20 protein-coding genes and 1 riboswitch are annotated in these 22,210 nt (G+C 69.6%); of the genes, 17 read left to right on the top strand and 3 right to left on the bottom strand.

Annotation, left to right across the window (positions count from 1 at the left end):
* The first annotated feature begins 22 nt into the window (after nucleotides 1-22).
* The 8 genes from NE236_RS17885 to NE236_RS17920 all read left to right on the top strand — a co-directional run bounded on the left by NE236_RS17885 (nucleotide 23) and on the right by NE236_RS17920 (nucleotide 9,137).
* The gene (locus tag NE236_RS17885) at nucleotides 23-844 is read left to right on the top strand and encodes an ATP-binding cassette domain-containing protein (protein ID WP_252843148.1); all 822 of its coding nucleotides are present in this window, start codon (nucleotides 23-25) and stop codon (nucleotides 842-844) included.
* Nucleotides 837-2,072, top strand: coding sequence for a sugar ABC transporter permease (locus NE236_RS17890; RefSeq protein WP_252843149.1), 1,236 nt, complete (start codon nucleotides 837-839; stop codon nucleotides 2,070-2,072). The genes NE236_RS17885 and NE236_RS17890 overlap by 8 nt, the downstream gene beginning before the upstream one ends.
* A 30-nt stretch (nucleotides 2,073-2,102) precedes the next feature.
* On the top strand, nucleotides 2,103-3,593 hold the full coding sequence (locus NE236_RS17895) for an FGGY-family carbohydrate kinase (RefSeq protein ID WP_252843150.1): 1,491 nt from the start codon (nucleotides 2,103-2,105) through the stop codon (nucleotides 3,591-3,593).
* Complete coding sequence (locus NE236_RS17900) at nucleotides 3,590-5,092, top strand: FGGY-family carbohydrate kinase (protein ID WP_252843151.1); 1,503 nt, start codon at nucleotides 3,590-3,592, stop codon at nucleotides 5,090-5,092. Before NE236_RS17895 ends, NE236_RS17900 begins: the two co-directional genes overlap by 4 nt.
* Complete coding sequence (locus NE236_RS17905; RefSeq protein WP_252843152.1) at nucleotides 5,089-5,721, top strand: histidine phosphatase family protein; 633 nt, start codon at nucleotides 5,089-5,091, stop codon at nucleotides 5,719-5,721. The genes NE236_RS17900 and NE236_RS17905 overlap by 4 nt, the downstream gene beginning before the upstream one ends.
* Nucleotides 5,718-6,731 (top strand): 2-hydroxyacid dehydrogenase, encoded by a 1,014-nt coding sequence (locus NE236_RS17910; RefSeq protein ID WP_252843153.1) that lies wholly within the window; start codon nucleotides 5,718-5,720, stop codon nucleotides 6,729-6,731. The genes NE236_RS17905 and NE236_RS17910 overlap by 4 nt, the downstream gene beginning before the upstream one ends.
* A gap of 996 nt (nucleotides 6,732-7,727) precedes the next feature.
* Nucleotides 7,728-8,690 carry a threonine ammonia-lyase gene (locus NE236_RS17915; protein WP_252843154.1) on the top strand — a complete coding sequence of 321 codons (963 nt, stop codon included), beginning with the start codon at nucleotides 7,728-7,730 and terminating at the stop codon, nucleotides 8,688-8,690.
* Between the two features lie 90 nt (nucleotides 8,691-8,780).
* Nucleotides 8,781-9,137, top strand: coding sequence for an SRPBCC family protein (locus tag NE236_RS17920; RefSeq protein ID WP_252843155.1), 357 nt, complete (start codon nucleotides 8,781-8,783; stop codon nucleotides 9,135-9,137).
* A gap of 290 nt (nucleotides 9,138-9,427) precedes the next feature.
* Here the strand turns inward: NE236_RS17920 and NE236_RS17925 are convergent, their stop codons facing one another.
* Nucleotides 9,428-9,868: a nuclear transport factor 2 family protein gene (locus tag NE236_RS17925; RefSeq protein ID WP_252843156.1), complete on the bottom strand. Its 441-nt coding sequence runs from the start codon at nucleotides 9,866-9,868 to the stop codon at nucleotides 9,428-9,430.
* A 235-nt stretch (nucleotides 9,869-10,103) separates the two neighbouring features.
* Between NE236_RS17925 and NE236_RS17930 the strand changes: the two genes are divergently transcribed.
* On the top strand, nucleotides 10,104-10,634 hold the full coding sequence (locus NE236_RS17930) for a TetR/AcrR family transcriptional regulator (protein WP_252843157.1): 531 nt from the start codon (nucleotides 10,104-10,106) through the stop codon (nucleotides 10,632-10,634).
* Nucleotides 10,635-10,691: 57 nt separating this feature from the next.
* Here the strand turns inward: NE236_RS17930 and NE236_RS17935 are convergent, their stop codons facing one another.
* The gene (locus tag NE236_RS17935; RefSeq protein WP_252843158.1) at nucleotides 10,692-12,248 is read right to left on the bottom strand and encodes an MFS transporter; all 1,557 of its coding nucleotides are present in this window, start codon (nucleotides 12,246-12,248) and stop codon (nucleotides 10,692-10,694) included.
* Nucleotides 12,249-12,406: 158 nt separating this feature from the next.
* On the opposite strand from NE236_RS17935, the gene NE236_RS17940 reads away from it, so the two are divergent.
* Nucleotides 12,407-13,048 carry a TetR/AcrR family transcriptional regulator gene (locus NE236_RS17940; protein ID WP_252843159.1) on the top strand — a complete coding sequence of 214 codons (642 nt, stop codon included), beginning with the start codon at nucleotides 12,407-12,409 and terminating at the stop codon, nucleotides 13,046-13,048.
* A gap of 107 nt (nucleotides 13,049-13,155) precedes the next feature.
* Entirely contained in the window at nucleotides 13,156-13,362 is a 207-nt protein-coding gene (locus NE236_RS17945) for a hypothetical protein (protein WP_252843160.1), read from the top strand.
* Here the strand turns inward: NE236_RS17945 and NE236_RS17950 are convergent.
* Entirely contained in the window at nucleotides 13,350-14,255 is a 906-nt protein-coding gene (locus tag NE236_RS17950) for an NmrA family NAD(P)-binding protein (RefSeq protein WP_252843161.1), read from the bottom strand. The two genes, NE236_RS17945 and NE236_RS17950, sit on opposite strands and share 13 nt — an antisense overlap.
* A gap of 255 nt (nucleotides 14,256-14,510) precedes the next feature.
* Between NE236_RS17950 and NE236_RS17955 the strand changes: the two genes are divergently transcribed.
* From NE236_RS17955 to NE236_RS17980, 6 genes are all read left to right on the top strand, one after another.
* A complete protein-coding gene (locus NE236_RS17955) occupies nucleotides 14,511-14,981 on the top strand; it encodes a winged helix-turn-helix transcriptional regulator (RefSeq protein WP_252843162.1) in 471 nt (156 codons plus the stop codon).
* Nucleotides 14,975-15,148 carry a hypothetical protein gene (locus tag NE236_RS17960; RefSeq protein ID WP_252843163.1) on the top strand — a complete coding sequence of 58 codons (174 nt, stop codon included), beginning with the start codon at nucleotides 14,975-14,977 and terminating at the stop codon, nucleotides 15,146-15,148. The genes NE236_RS17955 and NE236_RS17960 overlap by 7 nt, the downstream gene beginning before the upstream one ends.
* A 43-nt stretch (nucleotides 15,149-15,191) precedes the next feature.
* On the top strand, nucleotides 15,192-15,578 hold the full coding sequence (locus tag NE236_RS17965; RefSeq protein WP_252843164.1) for a protein kinase domain-containing protein: 387 nt from the start codon (nucleotides 15,192-15,194) through the stop codon (nucleotides 15,576-15,578).
* 87 nt (nucleotides 15,579-15,665) lie between these two features.
* Nucleotides 15,666-17,795, top strand: a complete 2,130-nt coding sequence (locus NE236_RS17970; RefSeq protein WP_252843165.1) for a serine/threonine-protein kinase — start codon at nucleotides 15,666-15,668, stop codon at nucleotides 17,793-17,795.
* A gap of 150 nt (nucleotides 17,796-17,945) precedes the next feature.
* A riboswitch (cyclic di-AMP (ydaO/yuaA leader) is annotated at nucleotides 17,946-18,089 on the top strand.
* Between the two features lie 7 nt (nucleotides 18,090-18,096).
* Entirely contained in the window at nucleotides 18,097-18,705 is a 609-nt protein-coding gene (locus tag NE236_RS44530) for a CHAP domain-containing protein (protein WP_252843166.1), read from the top strand.
* Nucleotides 18,706-18,963: 258 nt separating this feature from the next.
* Entirely contained in the window at nucleotides 18,964-21,984 is a 3,021-nt protein-coding gene (locus NE236_RS17980; protein WP_252843167.1) for a glycoside hydrolase family 3 protein, read from the top strand.
* The last annotated feature ends 226 nt before the right edge of the window (nucleotides 21,985-22,210 follow it).

Below are 22,210 nucleotides of genomic sequence, written 5' to 3' on the forward strand. Positions count from 1 at the left end.
GCCGTCCCAACGAAGGATCATCATGTCCCCATCGCCTTCCCGACCGAGCCCACTGCTGTCACTGCGGGGTATCAGCAAGACGTTCGGTGCCGTCGCCGCCCTCACCGACGTCGACCTCGACGTCGCGGCCGGTGAGGTCGTCGCCGTCGTCGGCGACAACGGTGCAGGAAAGTCCACCCTGGTCAAGGTGTTGTCGGGCGTCCACCAGCCCGACGCGGGAACCATCACGTTCGATTCGCACGCGGTCACCATCCCCAGCCCGGCCGCGGCGCAGCAGCTCGGCATCGCCACCGTCTTCCAGGACCTGGCGCTCTGCGAGAACCTCAACGTGATCGAGAACCTCTTCCTCGGCCGGGAACTGCGCGCGCTGCGCCTGGACGACGTCGCCATGGAGGTCCGCTCGCGGGAGCTGCTCCGACGGCTGTCGGCGAAGATCCCGAAGCTGTCGGTCCCCGTCGCCGCGCTGTCGGGCGGCCAGCGGCAGACCGTCGCGATCGCGCGTTCCCTGCTGGGCGACCCGAAGATCGTCATCCTCGACGAGCCCACCGCGGCGCTCGGCGTCGCCCAGACCGCCGAGGTCCTCAACCTGATCGACCGGCTGCGCGAAGGCGGCCACGGAGTGATCATGATCAGCCACAACATGGACGACGTGCTCTCGGTCGCCGACACGGTGGCCGTGCTGCGCCTCGGCCGCAACAACGGGGTCTTCGACGCGGTCGAGACCTCGACCGAGCAGATCGTCACCGCGATCACCGGGGCCGCCGACAACGCGGTCACCCGGCGCGTACGACGTGCGCGCCGCGCCGTGTCGGCGGGCGTCGAGGAAGGGGCCGACCATGAGTGACGTGGGCACCGCGCCGCCGCTCGCCGAGCCCGAGCAGCACGAGCCGGAGGAACCCGGCGGGCTGCGCGCGCTGGCCGCGCGCTTCCGCGGCGGCGACCTCGGCGTCCTTCCGGTGGTGGCCGGCCTGGTGGTGATCTGGACGGTGATGCAGATCCTCAACCCGGTCTTCCTGTCCAGCACCAACCTGGTCAACCTCACCCTCGAGTGCGCGCCGGTCGGCGTCATCGCGCTCGGCGTCGGGCTGATGCTGCTGGTCGGGCAGATCGACCTTTCGGTCGGTTCGCTGAGCGGGCTGTCAGCGTCCGTCACCGCCATCCTGTTCGTCGGCCACGGCATGTCGCCCTGGCTGGCCGTGCCGCTCGCGGTGGCGACCGCCGCGGTCATCGGCTGGCTCTACGCGCAGGTGTTCAACCGGCTCGGCGTGCCCAGCTTCGTCATCACCCTCGCCGGCCTGCTCGGCTTCCTCGGCGTGCAACTCTGGGTGCTCGGAAAGAAGGGCGCGATCAACCTGCCGTTCGACTCCGGGCTGGTCACCTTCGCCCAGCTCGACTTCCTGCCCGCCTGGCTGTCGTACGCGCTGGCGGTCGTCGCGGCGGGCTCGCTGTTCGCCACGGGATACCTGCGGGCCGGCGCTCGACGGCGCGCCGGGCTGCCCGCCACGTCGCTGCGCGGTCTGCTGCTGCGCAGCGTCGTGCTGCTGGCCGGCCTCGGGCTGGCGGTGTGGTACCTGGGCCGGACCCGCGGCGTGGGCTGGATGTTCGTCCTGTTCCTCGCGCTGGTGCTGGCCACGCACTACGTGCTGTCGCGCACCCGGTTCGGCAAGTCGGTCTACGCGGTGGGCGGCAATGTGGAGGCGGCCCGCCGGGCCGGCATCAACGTCAACGCGGTGTACACCTCGGCGTTCGTGCTGTGCACGACGCTCGCGGCGATTGGCGGCGTGCTGGCCGCGGCCCGCCTCGCCGCGGCGAACCAGAGCACCGGCGGTGGCGACGTCAACCTCAACGCCATCGCCGCCGCGGTGATCGGCGGCACCAGCCTGTTCGGCGGGCGCGGCAACGCGTTCGCGGCGCTGCTGGGCATCGTGGTCATCCAGTCCATCTCCAGCGGGCTCACCCTGCTCAACCTCGACTCCTCCTTCCGCTACATGGTCACCGGAGCCGTATTGCTGCTCGCGGTGGCGCTGGACGCGGTGGCCCGGCGCTCGCGCGCCTCCCACGGCCGCGCGTGAGGACATGAAGAGATCAGGAAGGAAGTAGCCATGGCGGTCGTCTGCGTCGACGCGGGCACCACGATGATCAAGGCGGTCGGCTACGGCGACGACGGCGCCGAACTCGCGGTGGAACGCCAGAACACCACCGTGCGCCACCCGGCACCCGGCCACGCCGAGCAGGACCCGGCCGAGGTCTGGCAGGCCGTCGTACGCGGCGTCCGGCGGGTCATCGAGCGCCTGGACACGCCGGTGAGTCACCTGGCCCTGACCGCCCAGGGTGACGGTGCCTGGCTGGTCGACGCGGCCGGGGCGCCGACCGGCCCGGCGATCCTGTGGAACGACGGCCGGGCCGCCGCGATCGTCGAACGCTGGGCACGCGACGGCGTCCTCGAACGGGCGTTCCGCCGCAACGGGTCACTGACCTTCGCCGGCCTGCCCAACGCGATCCTCAGCTGGCTGCGTGAGCACGACCCGGACCGCCTGGCGCGCTCGGCCGCCTCCTTGACCTGCGGAGGCTGGATCTTCCTGCGGCTCACCGGGGAACCCGCCGCGGACGTGTCGGACGGCTCGGCGCCGTTCATGGACATCCACGAGCGCCGCTACTCCGACGAACTCCTCACCCTGTACGGGATGGAGTGGGCCCGGCCGCTGCTGCCCGAGCTGCGTGGCGACGGCCGGCGCGTCGCCCCCCTGACCGCGGACGCCGCGCGGGAGCTCGGCCTGCCCGAGGGCACGCCCGTGGTCCTCGCCCCGTACGACGTGGCGGCCACCGCGATCGGCGTCGGCGCGATCGACGTCGGTCAGGCGTGCACCATCCTGGGCACCACGCTGTGCACCGAGATCGTGCTGGACGCGCCCCGTCTCGACACCGACCCGTCCGGCCTCACCGTGGCGCTCGACGAGCGTTACCTGCGGGCCTTCCCGACGCTCGCCGGCGGCCAGGTGGTCGACTGGGCCTGCCGCATGCTGGGCCTCGGCGACGACCCGGCAGCACTGTCGCGGCTGGCCGAGGGGTGCCCGCCGGGCGCCGGCGGCCTGATCTTCCTGCCCTACCTGTCACCGGCGGGGGAGCGGGCCCCGTTCCTCGACCCGCGCGCCCGTGGATCGTTCCTCGGGCTGTCCATCGACCACGACCGTGAGCACCTGGCCCGCGCCGTCCTGGAAGGGCTGTGCCTGGTGATCCGTGACTGCCTGACCGCCTCCGGGGCACGGCCCGTGGAGCTGCGGGTCAGCGGCGGAGGATCGGCCAGCACCGCCTGGCTGCGGATGCTCGCCGACGTCACCGGCGTCCCCGTGGTGCGCACCGCGGACGCCGAGGCGGGCGCGCGCGGCGCGTTCATCGTCGGGGCCGTGGCCACCGGCCGGGCCGTCGGCGAACGCGAGGCCGCCGACGCCTACATCCGGCCCGGCGAGGTCTTCCCGCCGGACCCCGGCGACGCCGAGCGCTACACCCGCCTGTACGAGGCGTTCCTCGAGGCGCGCGCCGCGACCGCGGCGGCCTGGCCGACGCTCGCGACTCTGCGCGGTGGAGCGGCGTGACCGGCCACGCCGGGGTGTGGCTCGGCATCGACCTGGGGACCCAGAGCGTACGCGTCGTCGCCGTGACGGCCTCCGGCCGGATCGTCGGCGCCGGCGCGCGGCCGCTGACCGGCCGGCGCGAGGCGGGCCGCCACGAGCAGGACCCGGAGCAGTGGTGGCGGGCCACCGCCGCCGCCTGCGCCGAGGCGCTGCGGGACGTGGCGCCCGGCACGGTGCGCGCCGTCGCCGTCGACGGCACGTCCGGGACGGTCGTTCTCACCGACGACGCCGGGACGCCGCTGACCCCCGGCCTGATGTACGACGACACGCGCGCCACCGAGGAGGCCCGCCGGGCCGACGAGGCGGGCGCGGCGGTGTGGGAGGAGCTGGGATACCGGCGGATGCAGCCGGCGTGGGCCCTGCCGAAGCTGCTGTGGCTGCTGGACCGGCACGAGGGACCCGCCCGCCTCGCCCACCAGGTCGACTTCGTCAACCGGCGGCTGGCCGGCCACGCCGTGCCCACCGACCTCGGCAACGCGCTGAAGACGGGCGCGCACCTGATCGAGGAGGCCTGGCCGGCGGACGTCATGGACGCGCTGGGCGTGCCCGCCGGCACACTTCCGGAACTGGTCCGTCCGGGCACGCCGATCGGCACGGTGTGCGCGGCCGCGGCCGAGGCCACCGGCATCCCCGAGGGCACCGCGATCATCGCCGGGACGACAGACGGCTGCGCCGCGCAGCTCGGCGCCGGACGGTTGACCGTCGGGTCATGGAACTGCGTGCTCGGAACCACGCTCGTGCTGAAAGGCGTCTCCACGGAGCTCGTGCACGACCCGTACGGCGCGGTGTACTCGCACCGGGCGCCGGACGGCGAATGGCTGCCCGGCGGCGCGTCGAGCACCGGCGCCGGCGTGCTCGCCCGGGACTTCGCCGGCCGTGACCTGCGCGCGCTGGACGGCCTGGCCGCGCGGCACGAGCCCGCGCGCGCCCTGGCGTACCCGCTGGTCTCCGAGGGAGAGCGGTTCCCGTTCACGGCACCGGAGGCCCGGGGCTTCCTGCTCGGGAGCACCGGCGACGAGGCTGACGACTACGCCGCGATCCTGCAGGGCGTCGCCTACATCGAACGCCTGTGCTTCGACCACCTCGACCTGCTGGGCGCGCCCACGGGCGGCGACATCGCCCTCACCGGTGGCGGGGCCCGCAGCGCGTACTGGTGCCGGCTCCGCGCCGACGTGCTCGGCCGGCCCGTGGTCGTGCCGGCCAACCCCGAACCTGCGCTCGGCGCCGCCGTACTGGCCGCGTCGCCCGGCCGCCGCGTCGCCGAAGTCGCCGCCGAGATGGTCGCGGTCCGCGACACGATCGACCCGGGCCCGCACGCCGGCCGGTTCGACGACGGGTACCTGCGCCTGGTGGGCGAGCTGGAGCGGCGCGGCTGGCTGCCCGCTCCGACGGCCGCACACGCCCGCGCCCGCACGGCGTCCGAACGGGCGGCGCCGACTCAGGAAGGAACGCCCCGATGACCCAGTTCGTCCTCGTCCGCCATGGAGAGACCGAGTGGCACGCGGAGAACCGCTACGCGGGCATCAGCGACATCTCCCTGACCGCCCGCGGCCTGGAACAGGCACAGCAGCTCGCCGCCTGGGCCGAGACCGCCGGGCTCGCCGCCGTGTGGACCTCCACCCTGACCCGGGCTCAGCTGACCGCGACCGCCTGCGCCGATGCCATCGGCGTACGACTTCACGTCGACGAGCGGTTGCGCGAGCTGGACTTCGGGCAGGCCGAGGGGCTGACCCGCGCCGAGATGCACGAGCAGTTCCCCGAGGCGCTGCAGGCGTTCCGCGCCGACCCGGTCACCGACCACCTCCCCGGCGGCGAGGACCCCACCGAGGCGGTACGCCGGTTCACCGGCTGCCTGTACGACCTCGTGGACCAATACCCCGACGACCGGGTCCTGGTGGTCGCGCACACCACCGCGATACGGCTCGCACTGTGCGAGCTGATCGGTGTGCCGCTCCGCGACTACCGGCGGATCTTCCCGTCGGTCGGCAACTGCGCGCTGACCGAGATACGCCTGACGCGCGAGGACGCCGCCCTGCTGGAGTTCAACACGCCTATCGAGACGATCAACCCCGTCCAGGAGACCGCATGACGACCCGCCTGCTCGCGGCCGGAGACCACTTCGTCCTCAACCGGCTCCTCATCGACGCCGTACGCTCGCAGGCCCCCGGCGAAGTGGAGTTCGCCGAGATCACCCTGGACTGGCCGCTGGTGCCGTTCGGCCGGGTCGCCGAGGTCGACGAGGCGTCCGGCACCGAGGACCAGCTGATCGAGGCGCTGGGCGACGCCGAGATCTGTCTCACCCAGATGGCGCCGCTGACCCGCCGGGTCATCGAGGCCTGCCCGCGGCTGAAGCTGATCGGCATCGGCCGCGGCGGACCGGTCAACGCGAACCTCGAGGCGGCGGCCGAGCACGGAGTGACCGTCTGCTACGCGCCCGGCCGCAACGCCGGAGCCACCGCCGAACACACCCTCGGCATGATCCTGGCCGCCGCGCGCCGCATCCCGCAGACCCATGCCGACCTGACCGCCGGCCGGTGGCGCAGCGACTACTACCGCTACGACGAGGTCGGCATCGAACTGGACGGCAGCACGGTGGGACTGGTGGGCGGGGGAGCGGTCGGCCACCGTGTCGCCCAGATGCTCGCCGCCCTCGGCGCCAAGGTGCTCATCCACGACCCGTACCTGACCGAGACCACGGTCGGTGAGCTGGTCTCGTTGGACGAGCTGATGTCCCGCGCGCAGGTCGTCACGCTGCACGCCCGCGTCACGCCGGAGACCACGGGGATGATCGGCGCCCCGCAGATCGCCGCCATGCCGCCCGGTGCCATCATCGTGAACTGCGCACGCGGCGCGCTGCTGGACTACGAGGCCGTCTGCGACTCGATCGACAAGGGGCAGCTGTTCGGCGCCGCGTTCGACGTCTTCCCCGAGGAGCCGATCCCGGCCGGGTCGCGGCTGCTGTCCACGCCGGGCATCGTGCTGACCCCGCACCTGGCCGGCGCGAGCCGGCAGACCGCCGCGAACGCCGCCCGCATCCTCGCCGAGGACGTCGGCCGGTACCTGCGCGGCGAGCCTCTGGCCCACACCGCGAAGGCCTGAGGACTGGCCGCTGGTGCCGTTCGGCCGCGTCGCCGAGGTCGACGAGGCGTCCGGCACCGAGGACCTGCCCGTGGAACATGGGCCCGCGCGCCGCCTTGATCGGTGGCGCGACGGGTGGGCTAAATGTTCGGCAAAGCAAGGCGGATATGCGGCGAATCGCGACATGGCGCAGCTGACGGGCCGCTTTCACCGAGTATTCGGCGCACCCACGTCGAAGGCCGAGAGGGCTCGGTCTAGCGGTCGGCCCCACCCGCACACAAAGTCGCGGTGTCGATCAGCGGTCCCTGGGGAAACGCAAGATCCGCGACCAGTTTGTGTGCAGACGGGACCGCACCCTGCCGCGACCGCATGCGGGCGGTTCTGATGTGGTCCCGTCAGGTTGGCGCTGAATCGCCTGTCACGGTGGAACGTGCACGCTCCTCATATCGATGAGCGGATGTCGGGTTACAGCTGTAGATGGTGATCTTCATGCTTGGTCGGGGCGCTGGTCAGGCACGGACCCCGTAGCGGAGGTGAACGACACCGCTTCGGAAGCGGTGCTCGTCCAAGAGCTCAAGCCGGCCGCGAACGTCATCCGGCAGTGCGCGCTTTCCGCCACCGACGATGATCGGGCCGAGGAACAGGTGGCATTCGTCGACCAAGCCTGCGGCCGGCTCCCGCCGCGCGCAAGCGAGTGTCATGCGCGTGCGCCTGGTCGCGGACCGCCGCGTCGGTGCGGTCGTAACCTTCCTGGTCGCCATACCCGATGGTCACAAATCTCGCCATAGCAGGTCCTCCTTTGGTCCGTCCGGACTGCTCGCCAGTACTGACCTTCATCGCGCCCCGAACTCATCGGTGCGTCCGACGTTTCGCACACCGGGGTCAGCCGCGCCGAGGCGTCCTAACGCATGGGCCGGGCGGGCTTTCGGGGAGGCGCCAGCGGATGTGCGGGACGCGTCCGCCGGGTCCGTGGCACTGACGGTCAAGGCGGCACCGTCGGGTGTGTATGGTCTCGGCGTGCTCAAGACGCGCCTTGATCTTGACCGGATCCACGCGGCCCGCCGCGTGATCGACCCCATATTTCTGAGTACCCCGATGTACCAGTGCGATGCACTGGGACGCCGGCTTGGCTGCACAGTGAGTATCAAACTGGAAACGGCGAACCCGGTCCGCAGCTTCAAGGCCCGGGGTACCGAGCTTGTAGCGAGCCTGCTGACCGAGCAGGGCCGGACGGCCGTGGTGTGCGCCAGCGCCGGCAACTTCGGCCAGGCGCTCAGTTGGTCAGGCCGCCGCCGTGGCCTCAACGTGACGGTCGTGGCATCGCGGCGGGCACCTGTTGCCAAGCTCGATCGGATCCGCGCGCTGGGTGCTGAGTTGGAATTGGTGGACGGCGACTTCGAAATGGCCCGCGAGCGGGCTGCGAGTATCGCGCAATGGCGCGGCGTTCGGCTGGTCGAGGACAGTCTGGACGTTGAGACCTGCGAGGGCGCCGCGACGATCGGCCTTGAGTTGGCGGGCGAGGAATCCGCGTTCGACGCTGTTCTGATCGCCCTGGGTGGCGGCGCGATGGCTAGCGGCGTGGGATACGTCCTGAAGACCCTGGTACCCGGAGTCGAGGTGATCTGCGTGCAGCCCATGGGTGCACCAGCGATGACTCGCTCCTGGCACGAGCGCCGCGTCATCACCACCGAATCGACCGACACCATCGCCGACGGCGTCGCCGGCCGGCACCCCATCCCAGCGGTCCTGGACGACCTCCTCACGGTGGCTGACGACGCCGTCCTTGTCCACGAGTCGTCGATCATCGCGGGCATTCAGATGCTCCTAGAGCACACGGGCCTGGTCGTCGAGCCATCAGCCGCCCTTGGCGTCGCTGCCGTCCTGGAAGACCGTGACCGTTTCGTCGGCCGTCACGTCGTCACTGTCATCTGCGGCAGCAACGTCGACCTGGATGCTTATCGCCGCTGGGTTTATCGGTGATCTGCGCCGATGCACTCTCATGCCGCGGAGGGGCATACCCGGCTGCCGTTGAAAGCTCGAGCGCCGTGCGAGTCCACATACGCTTTTGAGGTGATCGAAATCGGCTTGAAGGCACGCAAACTGCCGGCGCCCCCGTCAGTGGTCTGGGAGTCGCTTGTGGAGCCTCGTCGGCAGGGAGCCCGGCTATGGCTGAACCTGCTCCCCGATGAAGTAGAGCCGAGGGTCTTGGAGGCCGAAAAGCCCAACCGGGTCGTATGGTCATCGCTTTGGCCAAGTAGACCCAACGACCAGGTTCACTTCGAGCTGACGGCCGTGGGCGGCGAGACCTCGCTGAAGTTCACGTTGCTCACTCCCGACGAAGCTCCCGACCAGAACAAGACCGGACACCTTCGGCGGCGACTCAACCACCTGCTCTTCGCCGACCTTCGGTTCTCTTACGGTCAGTGACTGCACGCCACAGACGCCCGGATCTGCCGCGATGAGGACCCGGCAGGAACCATCGGTGCAGGACATCAAGAATCGCCTGCTGGCCCTTATGGCAGCGATACCTCTGGAATGATCTTCTTCCGGAGAAGGTGGATGACCGAGCGTGCCGTGTGCTGGAACTCGGCGCCGACGGCGTCGGGCGCGGCCAGGTTGTCAAAGTCGGCCGGTATGCCCTCTCGGCCCAGCGGATTGCCCGGCCCGGCCCGTGGCGTGGCCGGATTCGACGATGGTGATGTGCTGCGGTGGCGCATTTACAAATCGCGTCCGATGGCGGCTGCGGCTGCCGGGATGTTGACGTAGTCGCGCAGGCGTGCAACCTGCCCGTTGCGTACGGTGAGCACAACGATGTTGGGAAGCGCGAACTCGCCGGTGGAAGCGCTGGTTCCGAGGGCTTCCTGCTCGACGATGATCGTTTCTGGATCGTTGGTGTCATAGATGGCAAGAGTGCGGTAACGCTCGTACTTCAGCGGGTTGGCCTTCCAGCCTGCGGCTATCCAGTTCACGATTTTTTCCCGGCCCTCAAGCCGGGACGGCACGCCTGGGGCGGTGAACGGGAATTCATGGACCGCGTCGACTGCGTACAGACGGCTCATGCCATCGGCGGACTGGCTGACAGCGGCTTGGCGGAGACGCTCCAGGACCTCACGCGCATCAGCTTCTCGCTCGCCGAGTGCCGCTCGCTTGCCGGTCACCTTGAGAAGGTCAGGTCGTTGATGTCGATCCGGTCTTGTTCCGGCAGCGCCATTGGACAGCCCTCCATGTCTTGTACGTCATGCCAGTAAGGTGAGACATAGTCCGGTTATGCGGGCACGGTAGCGGACTGTGTCCCCGGTTAGCAAGGGTGTGGTGATTGCGCTGGCAGGACATGATTCGCGGTCGCATGCCGGGCGTCCGAGGCGTGCCGACGCCCGACGTAACTACGGGCAGTTGGTCGAGCAGGCGCGAATCGCGTTCGCCGAGTTCGGCGTGGACGCCTCCTTGGACGAGATCGCTCGGCGGGCAGGGGTGGCCAGCGGAACGCTGTATCGGCACTTCCCCACTCGGCTGGATCTCATCGAGGCGGTGCTGGCCGAGCAGATAGCCGAGCTGGTCGGCCTTGGTCGCGAGCTGCTGACGGTAGAGGACGAATTCGACGCGTTGTCCACTTGGTTGCGTGCTGCGCTCATGCATGCCTTGACCTATCGAGGCCTGGCGGCCGCGGTGATGAACTCGGCGCTAGACCGCGAGAACGGCCGGGTATCCACCTGGCATGCGGAGATGTTCGAGGTAGGGGCTGCGTTGCTGGCGCGGGCGCGGCGATCAGGGGTAGTGGTCGCGGATGCTGACGAAGCGGATGTGCTGAAGATGGTCGGCGCTATCGCCTGGGCCGCCCAGGACACCCCGGACAGCTCAGCTCAAGCCAACCGCCTGCTCACCCTCCTCATGAACGGACTACGTCACGGCGGCATCCGGCGATGACCAGGCTGTGCGTCAATCCATTCGACCCCGCCTGGTACGGATTCGTCGAACGCGCCACTATCGGTTCGGCGTTTCGGTTGTGGTTGCGGCTGAGATCGGCTGTTCCTTGAGGAACATCGACAGCACCGCCGGAATGATCATGACGTAGGCGGCGATCGCGAACACCATATGGGTCGAGGAGGTGATCGCCTGCAGTGCGGCGTGCCGCTGGTCCGGGGCCAGTGTGGGCAAGGCCGCTGTGTTCAACTGACCGTTCGCGTTGGCGGCGCCCGCTGCGCTGTTGAGCTTCGCGGCGAGCTCGCGGTTGAGTATGGTGCCGAACATCGCGAGGCCTGCGGAGGCGCCGAGTTGCTGGGCGAACCGTACCGAGGTGGTGGCTACACCGAGATCGTCGGCATCGACGGCGCTTTGAGTGATCATCAGGCCGATGCCCAGGTTTAGACCCAGGCCCAGGCCGAGCAGGAACAGCCCGAAGCTCAGGAACCACAGCGAGGTGTGGGTTCCGAGCGTGCTGAAGATCAGCATCGCGGCGGCGACCAGCAGGTGACCGGCGAGCAGTTGGTATCGGTACCGGCCGGCCATCTTGACCATGGCCTTTCCGGAGAGCGCGCCTACGATGATCATGCCGACGGCCATGGGGAAGAGCAGGAGGCCGGCGCTGGTCGGGGTCATCCCCCGGGCCTCCTGGAGGTAGCCGGACATGTACGCCACCGAGCCCGCGAGACCGATACCGCCGAAGAAGCCGAGGGGCACCATGATGCGGAAGATCGGGTTGCGCAGCAGTGCCAGCGTGAAGATCGGTTCCGCCGCGGTCGTCTGGCGCCACAGGAACGCGGCCAGCAGGACCACTGCGGTGATACCCAGCCCCTCGATGGTCGGCGACGTCCAGGCGTAGTCCTTGCCGCCCCACTGGGAGATCATCAGCAGCGCGCTCGCGGCCGCGGCGATGAGGCCGGCACCCAGGAAGTCGATGCGACGCCTGATCGGCGTGACCGGGAGCCGGACCAGCAGCAGGGATGTGACGAAGGCGCCGATCCCCAGCGGGATGTTGATGTAGAAGACCCAGCGCCAGCTCAGGTGGCTGGCGACCAGTCCACCGGCGGCCGGGCCCAACACGATGCCCAGGCCCACCATGATGCCGCCCATACCGGCCTTGCCAGAGTCCTCGGGCGTCTCGGCCTGGCCCGGCCGGACCAGGAGCCCGAGGACCACCATGGTCACGGACATCAGTCCGCCACCGCCTATGCCTTGCAGGGCCCGGAAGGCGATCAGCTCGACCATGTTCTGTGCGATGCCGCACAGGGCCGATCCTGTCAGGAAGATCCCGAGCGAGAGCAGGTAGATGCGCTTGGCGCCGTAGACGTCGGCCAGTTTCCCGTACAGCGGGAGCACGATGCAGTCGGCCAAGGTATAGGCGGTCAGCAGCCAGGGCAGATGGCCTACGCCGTGCACGGGATCGAGGTCCTTGACCATCGTCCACGACACCGCGCTGACGATGTTCTGGTCGAGCAGTCCCAACAGCAGGGTGGCAAAGCAGCCTGTCACCGCGATGACCATCTGCTTCCGGCTCATGGGCGCGCGGGCTGCGCCCGCTTTCCCCGGCGGTCCCACCACGGCTGTCTCATTCATCCGATCCCACCTCCGATGCGGTCCACGCGGGCTCCGGGCATCCGGAACCCGCGTAGACCATCCTCGGCGGATTCTTGTACTTAGTCAATCTTAAGTCTTGGTACAAACTTATCTACGGTCAAACGTCGTGCTATGATGCATCTATGAGGGACGGGACAGGCCTGCGTGAGCGGAAGAAGCAGCAGACGCGGCGCGTCATTTCCGAAGCGGCGATCGCAATGTTCCTGGAGCGTGGCTTCGACCAGGTCTCCGTCACCGACGTGGCGGCTGCAGCGGACGTCTCGAAGATGACGGTGTTCAACTACTTCCCGACCAAGGAAGACCTGGTCCTGCACCGGTTCGAGGACCACTTCGACGATGTCGTCGCGATCGTCCTCAACCGGAAACCCGGAGAGTCCGCGTTGGGTGCGCTGCGCCGCCATTTCCTCGCTGGCCTCGACCGGCACGACGTCACCAGCGGACTCAACGACGACGAGCAGGTCCTCGCCTTCCAGCGCATGGTCATGTCCGCGCCGAGCCTGCGGTTCCGTGTCATGGAGCAGGCGGCCCGCACAGTGGATGCGCTCGCCGCCGTGCTGGCCGAACAGACCGGCGCCGAGCTCGGCGACATCACGCCACGCGTGGCGGCGAGCCAACTGTGCTCGATTCGGATCGAACTGGTCCGGGAGAACGTCCGCCGGTTGGTCGCCGGCGAGAAGGCCGACTACGTCCACGCGGACGCCGTGACCGCGGCACAACGGGCCTTCGCTCTGCTGGAAGACGGTCTCGGCGACTACTGCGTCTGACGGCCCGCCACCTCAGACTGCACGCCCCACTCGGGCCGCCGCTCGCCGATATCGTCTCGCCCCGGCGCCACCTCCTCGCCCTGCTTCTGCTCGGCTTCGGCGGACCGATGGACATGCTCACGGAGCGGTTCGAGCAGGATCCCTACCTCGGTGGCGCATTGACCGATCTCCCGGGCTCCCGCTTCATCCTGCTCGCGAGCGCCGATCCGCCGAACCAGGACTTCGCCTTCGGCGTGCTCGAACTCGGAGGCGGCGGGGCGACGCCGCGCAGGCGGCCGGGTCGGGCCTCGGCCGGCGCGGCTCAGCCCAAGTAGAAGTCCCTGCGAGCGGTCACGAACGCCTCGATCGTTTGCGCGGGTAGGCCCGTGAGGCGTTCGACGTCGTCGGCGGTGCGGTCGTAGCGGTTCTCGCGGTGCAGGCGGGCCATGGTGGTGATGTGCTGTTCGGTGTGCGGCGGAAGGCCCACGTTTGCGAGTACGTCGGTCAGCCATTGGTCCAGCGGCACGTCCACATAGGACACCGGACGCTCCAACGCCCGTGAGAACTCCTCGGCCAGCTCCGTCATGTCGACCGTTCGTGGCCCGGTCAGCTCGTAGACGTGTCCGACGTGCGGAGCCGGGTCGCGGAGTACGGTGGCGACCACCCGGGCGACGTCATCGGCGGCGACCGGCGAGGTACGCCCGGTACCGAACGGCAGCGCGATGGTGCCGTTCTCCCGAATTGACCGCGCCGCCAGCGTGGTGAACAGTGGATTGTCCAGGAATGACGTCGGCCGGATGTGGATCACCGGCAGGCCCGACCAGTCCAGTACCTGCTCCGCCAGCCAGTGCAGCCGCTGCTGGTTCGACTCCGTGGTGCTGGTCGTGGTCATCTGCGACACCGTCATCTGTGACATGTCGACCAGGCCCGCCAGCTGCCCGTACTCCCGCGCCACGGTGGCCACCACGGTCGCCGCCAGCAGATGGTCCGGCGATACGGGCATCGCGAAGTACATCCGCCCGACGCCCTCCAGCGCGGCCGCGACACTGTCGGGCCGGGTCAGATCGCCGAGGACCACCTCCGCGCCGAGCGCGCGCAACTCGGCGGCACGCTCATCGTCGCGGCGGACCATCGCGCGCACCGGCACGTCCTGCGCGCGCAGGAGTTCGAGGACCGTACGGCCCACGTCACCGACACCGGCGATGAGAACAAGGTTGCTGGCAACCATCGGTCGATCTCCTTCTGAGTATCCGAGTGGAGGAGTGTGGCGGAACCGGACGCGTGAGCGCGATCCAGACCGCGGTCCTGGCGCCGAACAGCGTGTCGGCACCGGCCTGGCCGGCCGAAGCGCCGACTCGCCCAGCGCCTCGGTCGCCTGCGCGATGAGCTGCTCCGTGGCGGCGTTGGTGCGCAGCTCGATGCGGCGGTCCGTTTTCGCGGTCATGAGCATCACTCCCACCTCCGCTCAGCTAGGGTGGTTTGAATGCCAAACCAGACGAAGCGTACCGCTGATAGTTTGAAAACCAAACCAAGTCGCGACTCGCTGGCGGTCGCCCTGGACGCGATCAACGACCGGTGGTCCTTGCACATCGTGCGAGCCGTTGCCTTCGGTGCCTCGCGCTACACCGACATCCTGCGAGCTGTCGGAGCCCCCAGAGACGTCCTGTCCGCGAGGCTTCGGAAGCTCACCGAATCCGGGATCCTGCAACCTCACTCGCCGGAAAAAGGGCGATTGGCCGGGTATGAACTCACCCAGAAGGGCCGAGACCTCGGACGGGTCATCCTGGTGCTCAAACGCTGGGGCGATGCCTACCGCGAGGACGCCGTGCCCCAGGTCGACTTCATCCACGACGTCTGCGGCGAAGTGTTCGTCGCCGAGGTCTGCTGCCAGGCGTGCGGCGAACCGATAAAATCGGGGGAGTTCTCCGTCGATCGCACATCCCCGGGATGCTGACGAACCGCGACGCAGCTGCTCCACGTGCCCTGAGTTCTTGTGATACGAAGCAGGACGAGACGGGACGATCGAGACAGCAGACCGCCGCGAACGCCGCCCGCATCCTCGCCGAGGACGTCGGCCGGTACCTGCGGGGCGAGCTCCTGGTCCACGCTGCGCAGGCGTAGCGGTTGCGTGATTTTTGCCTTGGGCGCGGGCGGGTTGGAGGCGATGGTGCGGCGGAAGGTGACGCTGGCCGGCCGGTACCGGCTGGAGGAGCCGCTGGGCCGGGGCGGGATGGGTGAGGTGTGGCGGGGGGTCGATCTGCGGCTGCGCCGTCCGGTCGCTGTCAAGATCCTTCCGTTGACGATCGGAGCGGAACCGGCCGGGATGGCCCGATTTCGGCGGGAGGCCGAGGTCGCCGCGACGTTGAATCATCCGGGTATCACCACGGTGTTCGACATCGACGAACACCCGCATGAGGACGAGCGCTGGCTGTTCTTGGTGATGGAGCTGATGGTCGGCACCGGGCGGACCCCAAGCCGCGAGGTCGGGTACGGCAACTGGCGCCGCGCCGTGGAGGGCACTTTCGACTGGATCCGGCCAACGGACGACTGAACCCTTTCCCACCTTCCTTACGTACGGTCAAATGTCCATGATGTGCCGCACCGCAATGAGTGGTGCGCGACCGTGTCAGGGAGCGCCATGCCGGATCCGCGCCCACTCCGCGAGGACGAGCCTAAACGGGTGGGCTCGTACCGGCTCACGGGCTACCTCGGTGGGGGTGGCCAGGGAGCCGTCTATCGCGGCACGAACCCGTCCGGGCAGACCGTCGCGGTGAAGGTCCTGCATCGCTGGCTGGTCGGGGACAACGCGGCGCGGCGGCGGTTCGTCGAGGAGATGAGCATCGCCCGCCGGGTGGCCGAGTTCGGCATCGCTCGCGTCGTCGACGTGGGATTCGACCTTGACGTCCCCTACATCGTGAGCGAGTACGTACCCGGGGAGTCGTTGCACGCGGTGGTCGCCCGGCACGGTCCCAGGGACATCGGCGCGATCATCCGTCTCGCGTTCGGCACCGCGGCCGGGCTGGCCGCGATCCACCGGGCGGACGTCGTGCACCGTGATTTCAAGCCGCACAATGTGCTGCTCGGCAGCGATGGTCCCCGCATGATCGATTTCGGCCTTGCCCGCGCCCTCGGGGTCTCGGTAACGGGCTCCGGCGTCGTCGGCACGCCCGCCTACGTGGCGCCGGAGCAGCTCGCCGGCCAGGACGCCGTGCCCGCCTCCGACGTGTTCGCCTGGGCGGGGACCATGGTGTTCGCCGCCACCGGGCGACCGGCGTTCGGGGACGACCACGTGCCCGCGGTGCTCTGGCGCATCGCCAATGACGAGCCGGCTCTGTCCGGCGTGCCCGACCAGCTCGTGCCGCTGCTCTCCGCCTGCCTGGACAAGTGTCCCGACCAGCGGCCGAGCGCCGGTGAACTGGTATCCGCGCTGATGGGACAGGACACCCCCGCCCGCATTGGGGCGGCCGACGATCGGCCGGCACGTGACGGCGTCGTGCCGGCGACCGGGGCCGTACGGCCCCAGCGGCCCGTGGAGGCGGCACCCGCCCGTACCGGGCCCGCCGGCGAGGTCGCCGCGACCGCGACGGATCGCCCCGCGCCCGCTGCCCTGCCCGACCTCGGCAAACCCGTACCGGGCGAGGAGGCGTGGATCCGGCGACCGCGGCGCCGGGCACTTCCCATGGGTATCGCGGCGTCCGGCGCCGTCCTGGCGATCGTGGCCGCGCTCCTCTTCGTCCTGTGGCCGTCCGAGCCGGCAATGCACACGGCTCAGCGCACGCGGACCGCGCCGAGTCCCAGACAGCCGATGGACGTTCCCGCCGTCGGCGCTCCGATGGGGCGGCCGCTGACCGTCGGCGCGGCCGGATCCGTTTCCGCCGTCGCACAGTCGACCCTGTACGGCAAGCCGGTTCTCGTCGCCGGCGGACAGGACGGAGACCTGCGTGTGTTCGACCGGTCGACCGGCCGGCAGATCGGCGCGCCGCTCACCGGTCACAAGGGCAAGGTCACCGCGCTCGCCGTCGGCACGCTGAACGCCGGATCGGTCGTCGTTTCGGGCGGCGCCGACCACACGATCAGGGTGTGGGACATCGCCGCGGGCCGTGCGGTCGGCGCCCCCTTCACCGGCGACACGGACACGATCACATCGCTGGCCACCGCGACCGTCGACGGTCGCTCCGTGGCAGTCTCCGGAAGCGCGGACTGGTCCGTGCGCCGCTGGGATATGGCCACCGGCCACCAGATCGGGCCGCCGATCATCGGCCACAAGAGCCCGATCACGTCGGTCACCACCACCACGCTGAACGGTGAGCCCGTCGTCGTGGCGGGCTGCGCGGGCAAGATGGTCCGCGCCTGGGACATCGCCTCAGGCGCGGAGATCGGCATGGGCTTCATGGGCCACACCGCGGCGCTCACCTCGGTGGCCGCCGCGACGCTGAACCGCGAGCTCGTCGTCGTCTCGGCCGACGCCGACCGGACCATGCAGGTGTCGGACCTTGCCACCTGGCATGCGAAGGGCCCCGCGTTCCCGCACCGGCCCAGCGCGGTCACCACGATGGCCACGGCCGACCTGAACGGACGTGCCGTGGTGCTCACCGGAGAGGGCCACACCGTGCACGTGTGGGACCTGGCGACCCGGCGAGAGATCGTCCCCCCGCTCACCGGGCCGACGCGTTCGGTGATCTGGGTGACGACCGACACCGTCGACGGCGTCCCGGCCGCGGTGGCGGGAAGCGCCGACGGCACGGTGCGCATGTGGAGACTTCGGTAGCGATTCCATCCCGCTGGAGCCGGATCACGATGCGGTCCGCGAAACGACTCGCTGAGTTCTTCGACGATCTTGAGCTGGCGACGCCGGGTGCCGTGCCGTTTGCGCTTCACCAGTTCGTGCAGGTAAACCTGAAGGCCGTGATGCCCGAAAATCGGGCATCCGCTGAATCCGCGCGACCGCGGAGCCGGGGACCCATCGCATTACTGGGGTGTATCGGCACATCCCCTGTGCCGTAGGGCGGCTTCCATGCCCGAACCCGTCAGCTAACCCGGTAAGCGGCATGGAAGCCGAGGAGTAGTCCGTGTCCCCTGTTTCTCGATACCCGGTGATCCCGTTCCGGGGACGAGCCGTCAGCGCCCCCGCCGCCGTCATGACAGGCGGCGCAGCAGCGATCATTTTGATCGCGGCGGTCCTCTTGGGGCTGGGCCGGCACAAGCCGCCCACCGCCGCCGACGCGCTGAAAGTCGCCCTCTCCCAGGTCGGCGCCACCGAGAACGCCGCCGGTGGCACCAAGTTCAACCGGTGGTTCATGTCCTCGCCGTACGCTCGGATCGGCGTCGAGCGGGACGGCGGATCGATCAGCGACTACGCCAACGCCAACTGGTGCGACATGTTCGTCTCCTGGGTCGGCGTCCAGGCAGGCGTCAAGGGGATCGGCGGCGACGCCTTCACCCCGACACACGCCGAGTGGTTCCGGCGGCAAGGCCGCTGGGGCAGCGTTCCCAGACCCGGTGCGGTCGTGTTCTTCTCCTGGAACGGCGGCGGCATCGATCACGTCGGTCTGGTCGTCAAGGACAACCACAACGGCACCGTTGAAACCGTCGAAGGCAACACCGACAACGCCGTGCGGATCCGCACCCGCAGCACCGACTACGTCGTCGGCTACGGCTACCCGAAGTACCGCCGATAGCCGCGGTCGACCGCCATTGCCGGGGCGCGTACCGCCGCCCCGGCCGCGCCCCGCTGCGCCGTCTCGTCCGGTCGCCGGCTCGGCAGCTGTCCGGCCTGCCTGTTCAGCCGCCCGAAATTTTCGGTCTACCGCAATTTCCGCCTCTTGACGGTCGATTTACGCGAACGTACCTTGATCGTCCACGGTAGGCCTCCTGCACTACCGACGCACCCACCTCACGGACCACTTCACAACCTCGCCAAGGATGTGCGTCGAATCATGATCAGATCACGTGCCCACGGGCGTAAGCCCAGACGCCTGTGGGCGGCGGTCGCCGGCGTGGCGATCGTCTCCGGAGGGCTGCTCCTCCCCGCACAGGCCGCGTCGGCCGATGCCGGACAGCCATGGATGAACGCGAAGCAGAGCCCGTCGACCCGGGCGAACGAACTGCTCAAGGCGATGACGCTCGCCGACAAGGTGAACATGCTGCACGGGGTCGACACCTCGCAGTCGCCGGTTCCCACGGTCGGGTACATCCCGCCGATCCCGCGATTGCACGTTCCCGGCATCACCATGACCGACGGTCCGGCCGGTGTGCGCGACCGCGTCGACAAGAGCACCGCGCTGCCGTCTCCGTCGGCCGAGGCGGCGAGCTTCGACGCCGGGATCGCCGAGGAGTACGGGTCGGTGCTCGGCGGCGACGCCCGTGCGCTCGGGCAGAACGTGGTGTTCGGCCCGGGGCAGAACATCCAGCGCGTGCCCGCCAACGGCCGTAACTTCGAGTACTACAGCGAGGATCCGTATCTGTCCGGCACGATGGCCGGCGCCGACGTTCGCGGCATCCAGCGCCACGGCGTGATCGCCACGGTGAAGCACTACGTGGGCAACAACCAGGAGACCGACCGCAAGACCGTGTCGGCCAACATGGACGACCGTACGCTGCACGAGATCTACGAGAAGAACTTCGGCGTGGCCGTGGCCGACGGCAGGCCCGGCGCGGTGATGTGCTCCTACAACAGGATCAACGACGTTTACGCCTGCGACAACAGCGAGACTCTCGGGTCGCTGCGCTCGCAACTGGGCTTCAAGGGCTTCGTGGTGTCCGACTACCCGGCCACGCACGCCACCACCTCGATCAAGGACGGGTTGAACGTCGAGCTGCCGACCGGGGTGTTCAACACCCTGGCCAACGTGCAGGCCGCGTTGGACAAAGGCTCGATCACGACGGCCGACATCGACGGTCGGGTTCGGGAGACGCTCACCGTGCTGTTCGCGTTCGGGCTCTTCGACCGCGACACCACCGCCCGCGGCACGATCGACCAGGACTCCGACAACGCGGCCGCCCAGCGGATCGAAGCCCAGAGCGCGGTGCTGCTGAAGAACCAGGGGGACGTCCTGCCCCTGGGCTCCTCGACGCATGACATCGCCGTCATCGGAGCCCCGGCGAAGACCTCCGCGCAGGGCGGGGGCAGCAGCAAGGTCAACCCGCTGTCGGCGGACAACGCCTACGACGCCATCGTCTCCCGTGCCGGTTCGTCGGCCACCGTCTCCTACGCGGACGGCTCCAACCTCGACCAGGCCGCGGCGGCCGCGCGGTCGGCCCAGGTCGCCCTGGTGTTCGTCAAGGACAGCGAGGCCGAGGGCTCCGACCGGACCAACCTCAGCCTGCCGGGCAACCAGGACGCCCTGGTCGGCGCGGTGGCAACGGCCAATCCGCACACCGTGGTCGTCCTCCAGACCGGTTCGGCGGTGCTGATGCCCTGGCTGCAGCAGGTCGGCGGCGTGCTGCAGACCTGGTACCCGGGCGCCCGGGGCGGCGCGGCCACCGCGCAACTGCTGTGGGGCGACGTCAACCCCTCCGGCAAGCTGCCGCAGACCTGGCCCGCGAGCAGCACGCAGACGCCGGTCGGCACGAAGGCGCAGTACCCCGGCATCAACGGCGAGAGCTCCTACTCCGAGGGCGTCTACGTCGGCTACCGGTGGTACGACGAGCACGCCGAGACCCCGCTGTTCCCGTTCGGCCACGGCCTGTCCTACACCGGCTTCCGCTACAGCGACCTTCGGCTGCGGCACTCCTCGGGCGGCTCGGGCGACCCTGTGACCGCGTCGTTCAAGATCACCAACACCGGCGACCGCGCCGGCGCCGAGGCGCCGCAGCTGTACGTCGGCAAGCCGGACACGCTTGCGCCGACCGCGCCCAGGGAACTGGGTGCCTTCGGCAAGGTCCAGCTCGCCGCCCATGAGACCAAGACGGTCAGCCTGACGGTGAACCCGCGCGAGTTGTCCTACTGGGACAGCGGCGCGCAGGCCTTCACCGTCCAGGACGGCTCCTACACGATCGCGGTCGGCGGCTCATCGGCCTCGCTGCCGCTGCACACCACGTACCGGGTCAAGAAGACCGACGGTCCGGTCCGCATCGAGGTCCGCGGGCTGCCCGACGTCGTCGACCCCGGGACGACCTACACGGTGACGGCCGAGGTCGGCAACCTGTCCGACTTCGCGCTCACCTCGGCCGCAATCAAGGTCTCCGCGCCGGCCGGCTGGTCGGTCACCCCACGGAACGGCGGCATCAAGACGGTCCCGGCCGGCGGGCGAGCGACGCGGACCTTCCACGTCACGGTGCCGGCCGACGCCAAGCAGGGGGCGACCGGCCTCTCCGTCACCCTCCGCGGACGCGTGGACCAGCGAAGGATGTCGGCCGTACGAACGCGGCGGGTGAACGTGCCGTACGCCTCGATGGCGGCCGTCGCCGACACCGTCGGCGTCACCGACAACAGCAACGCCAGCGCCGGCAATTTCGACGGCACCGGTTACAGCTACTCGGCACAGAGCCTCGCGGCCGACGGCGTGACCCCCGGCGGCACGGTGAAGGTGGGCACCGCCACGACCGTCTTCCCCGCACAGGCCCCCGGCACTCCGGACGCGGTCAGCGCGTCCGGGCAGGTCGTCAGGGTCAGCGGGACCGGCAAGGCCCTGGTGATCCTCGGCGCGGCCCACAACGGAGCGGGACGCGGCACGCTCAAGGCGACGTTCACCGACGGCACGTCGGCCGATGTGCCGGTCGGTTTCTCCGACTGGTACGGCAACGCGCCGACGGACCTGAGCTCCATCGTGTCGACCGGCCAGTGGAACCAGCCGGCCACCGGCGGCAAGGGCCCGCACGATGTCAGCCTCTACGGCGAGGTCTATCCGCTGCCGGCGGGCAAGACGCTCGCCTACGTCACCCTGCCGGCCGTGGGCAACATGAACCTGTTCGCCGTCGGCATCGACGACTCGGGGCCGCTGCCGACGACCCCTTGATCAGTAGGCGACAGGAGAACCACGCCGGTACCCGCAGCTCGTCCGGGTGCCGGCGTGCCTCGCTGTGCGCCCGCCGCCGCATCGACGAGCAGACTGCTTTCGCGGTGGACGGCCGACGGTTAACCTCTGGGGAGGAAGCGAATCTTGAGGAGCTGAGGTGCCCGGTCGGCCGAGCGCGCGTTGACGTTGTGGGTCACGTTCGACCCGTCATCGCGTGCTGCCCCTG

Source organism: Actinoallomurus purpureus (assembly GCF_024055795.1).
GTDB classification, from domain to species: domain Bacteria; phylum Actinomycetota; class Actinomycetes; order Streptosporangiales; family Streptosporangiaceae; genus Actinoallomurus; species Actinoallomurus purpureus.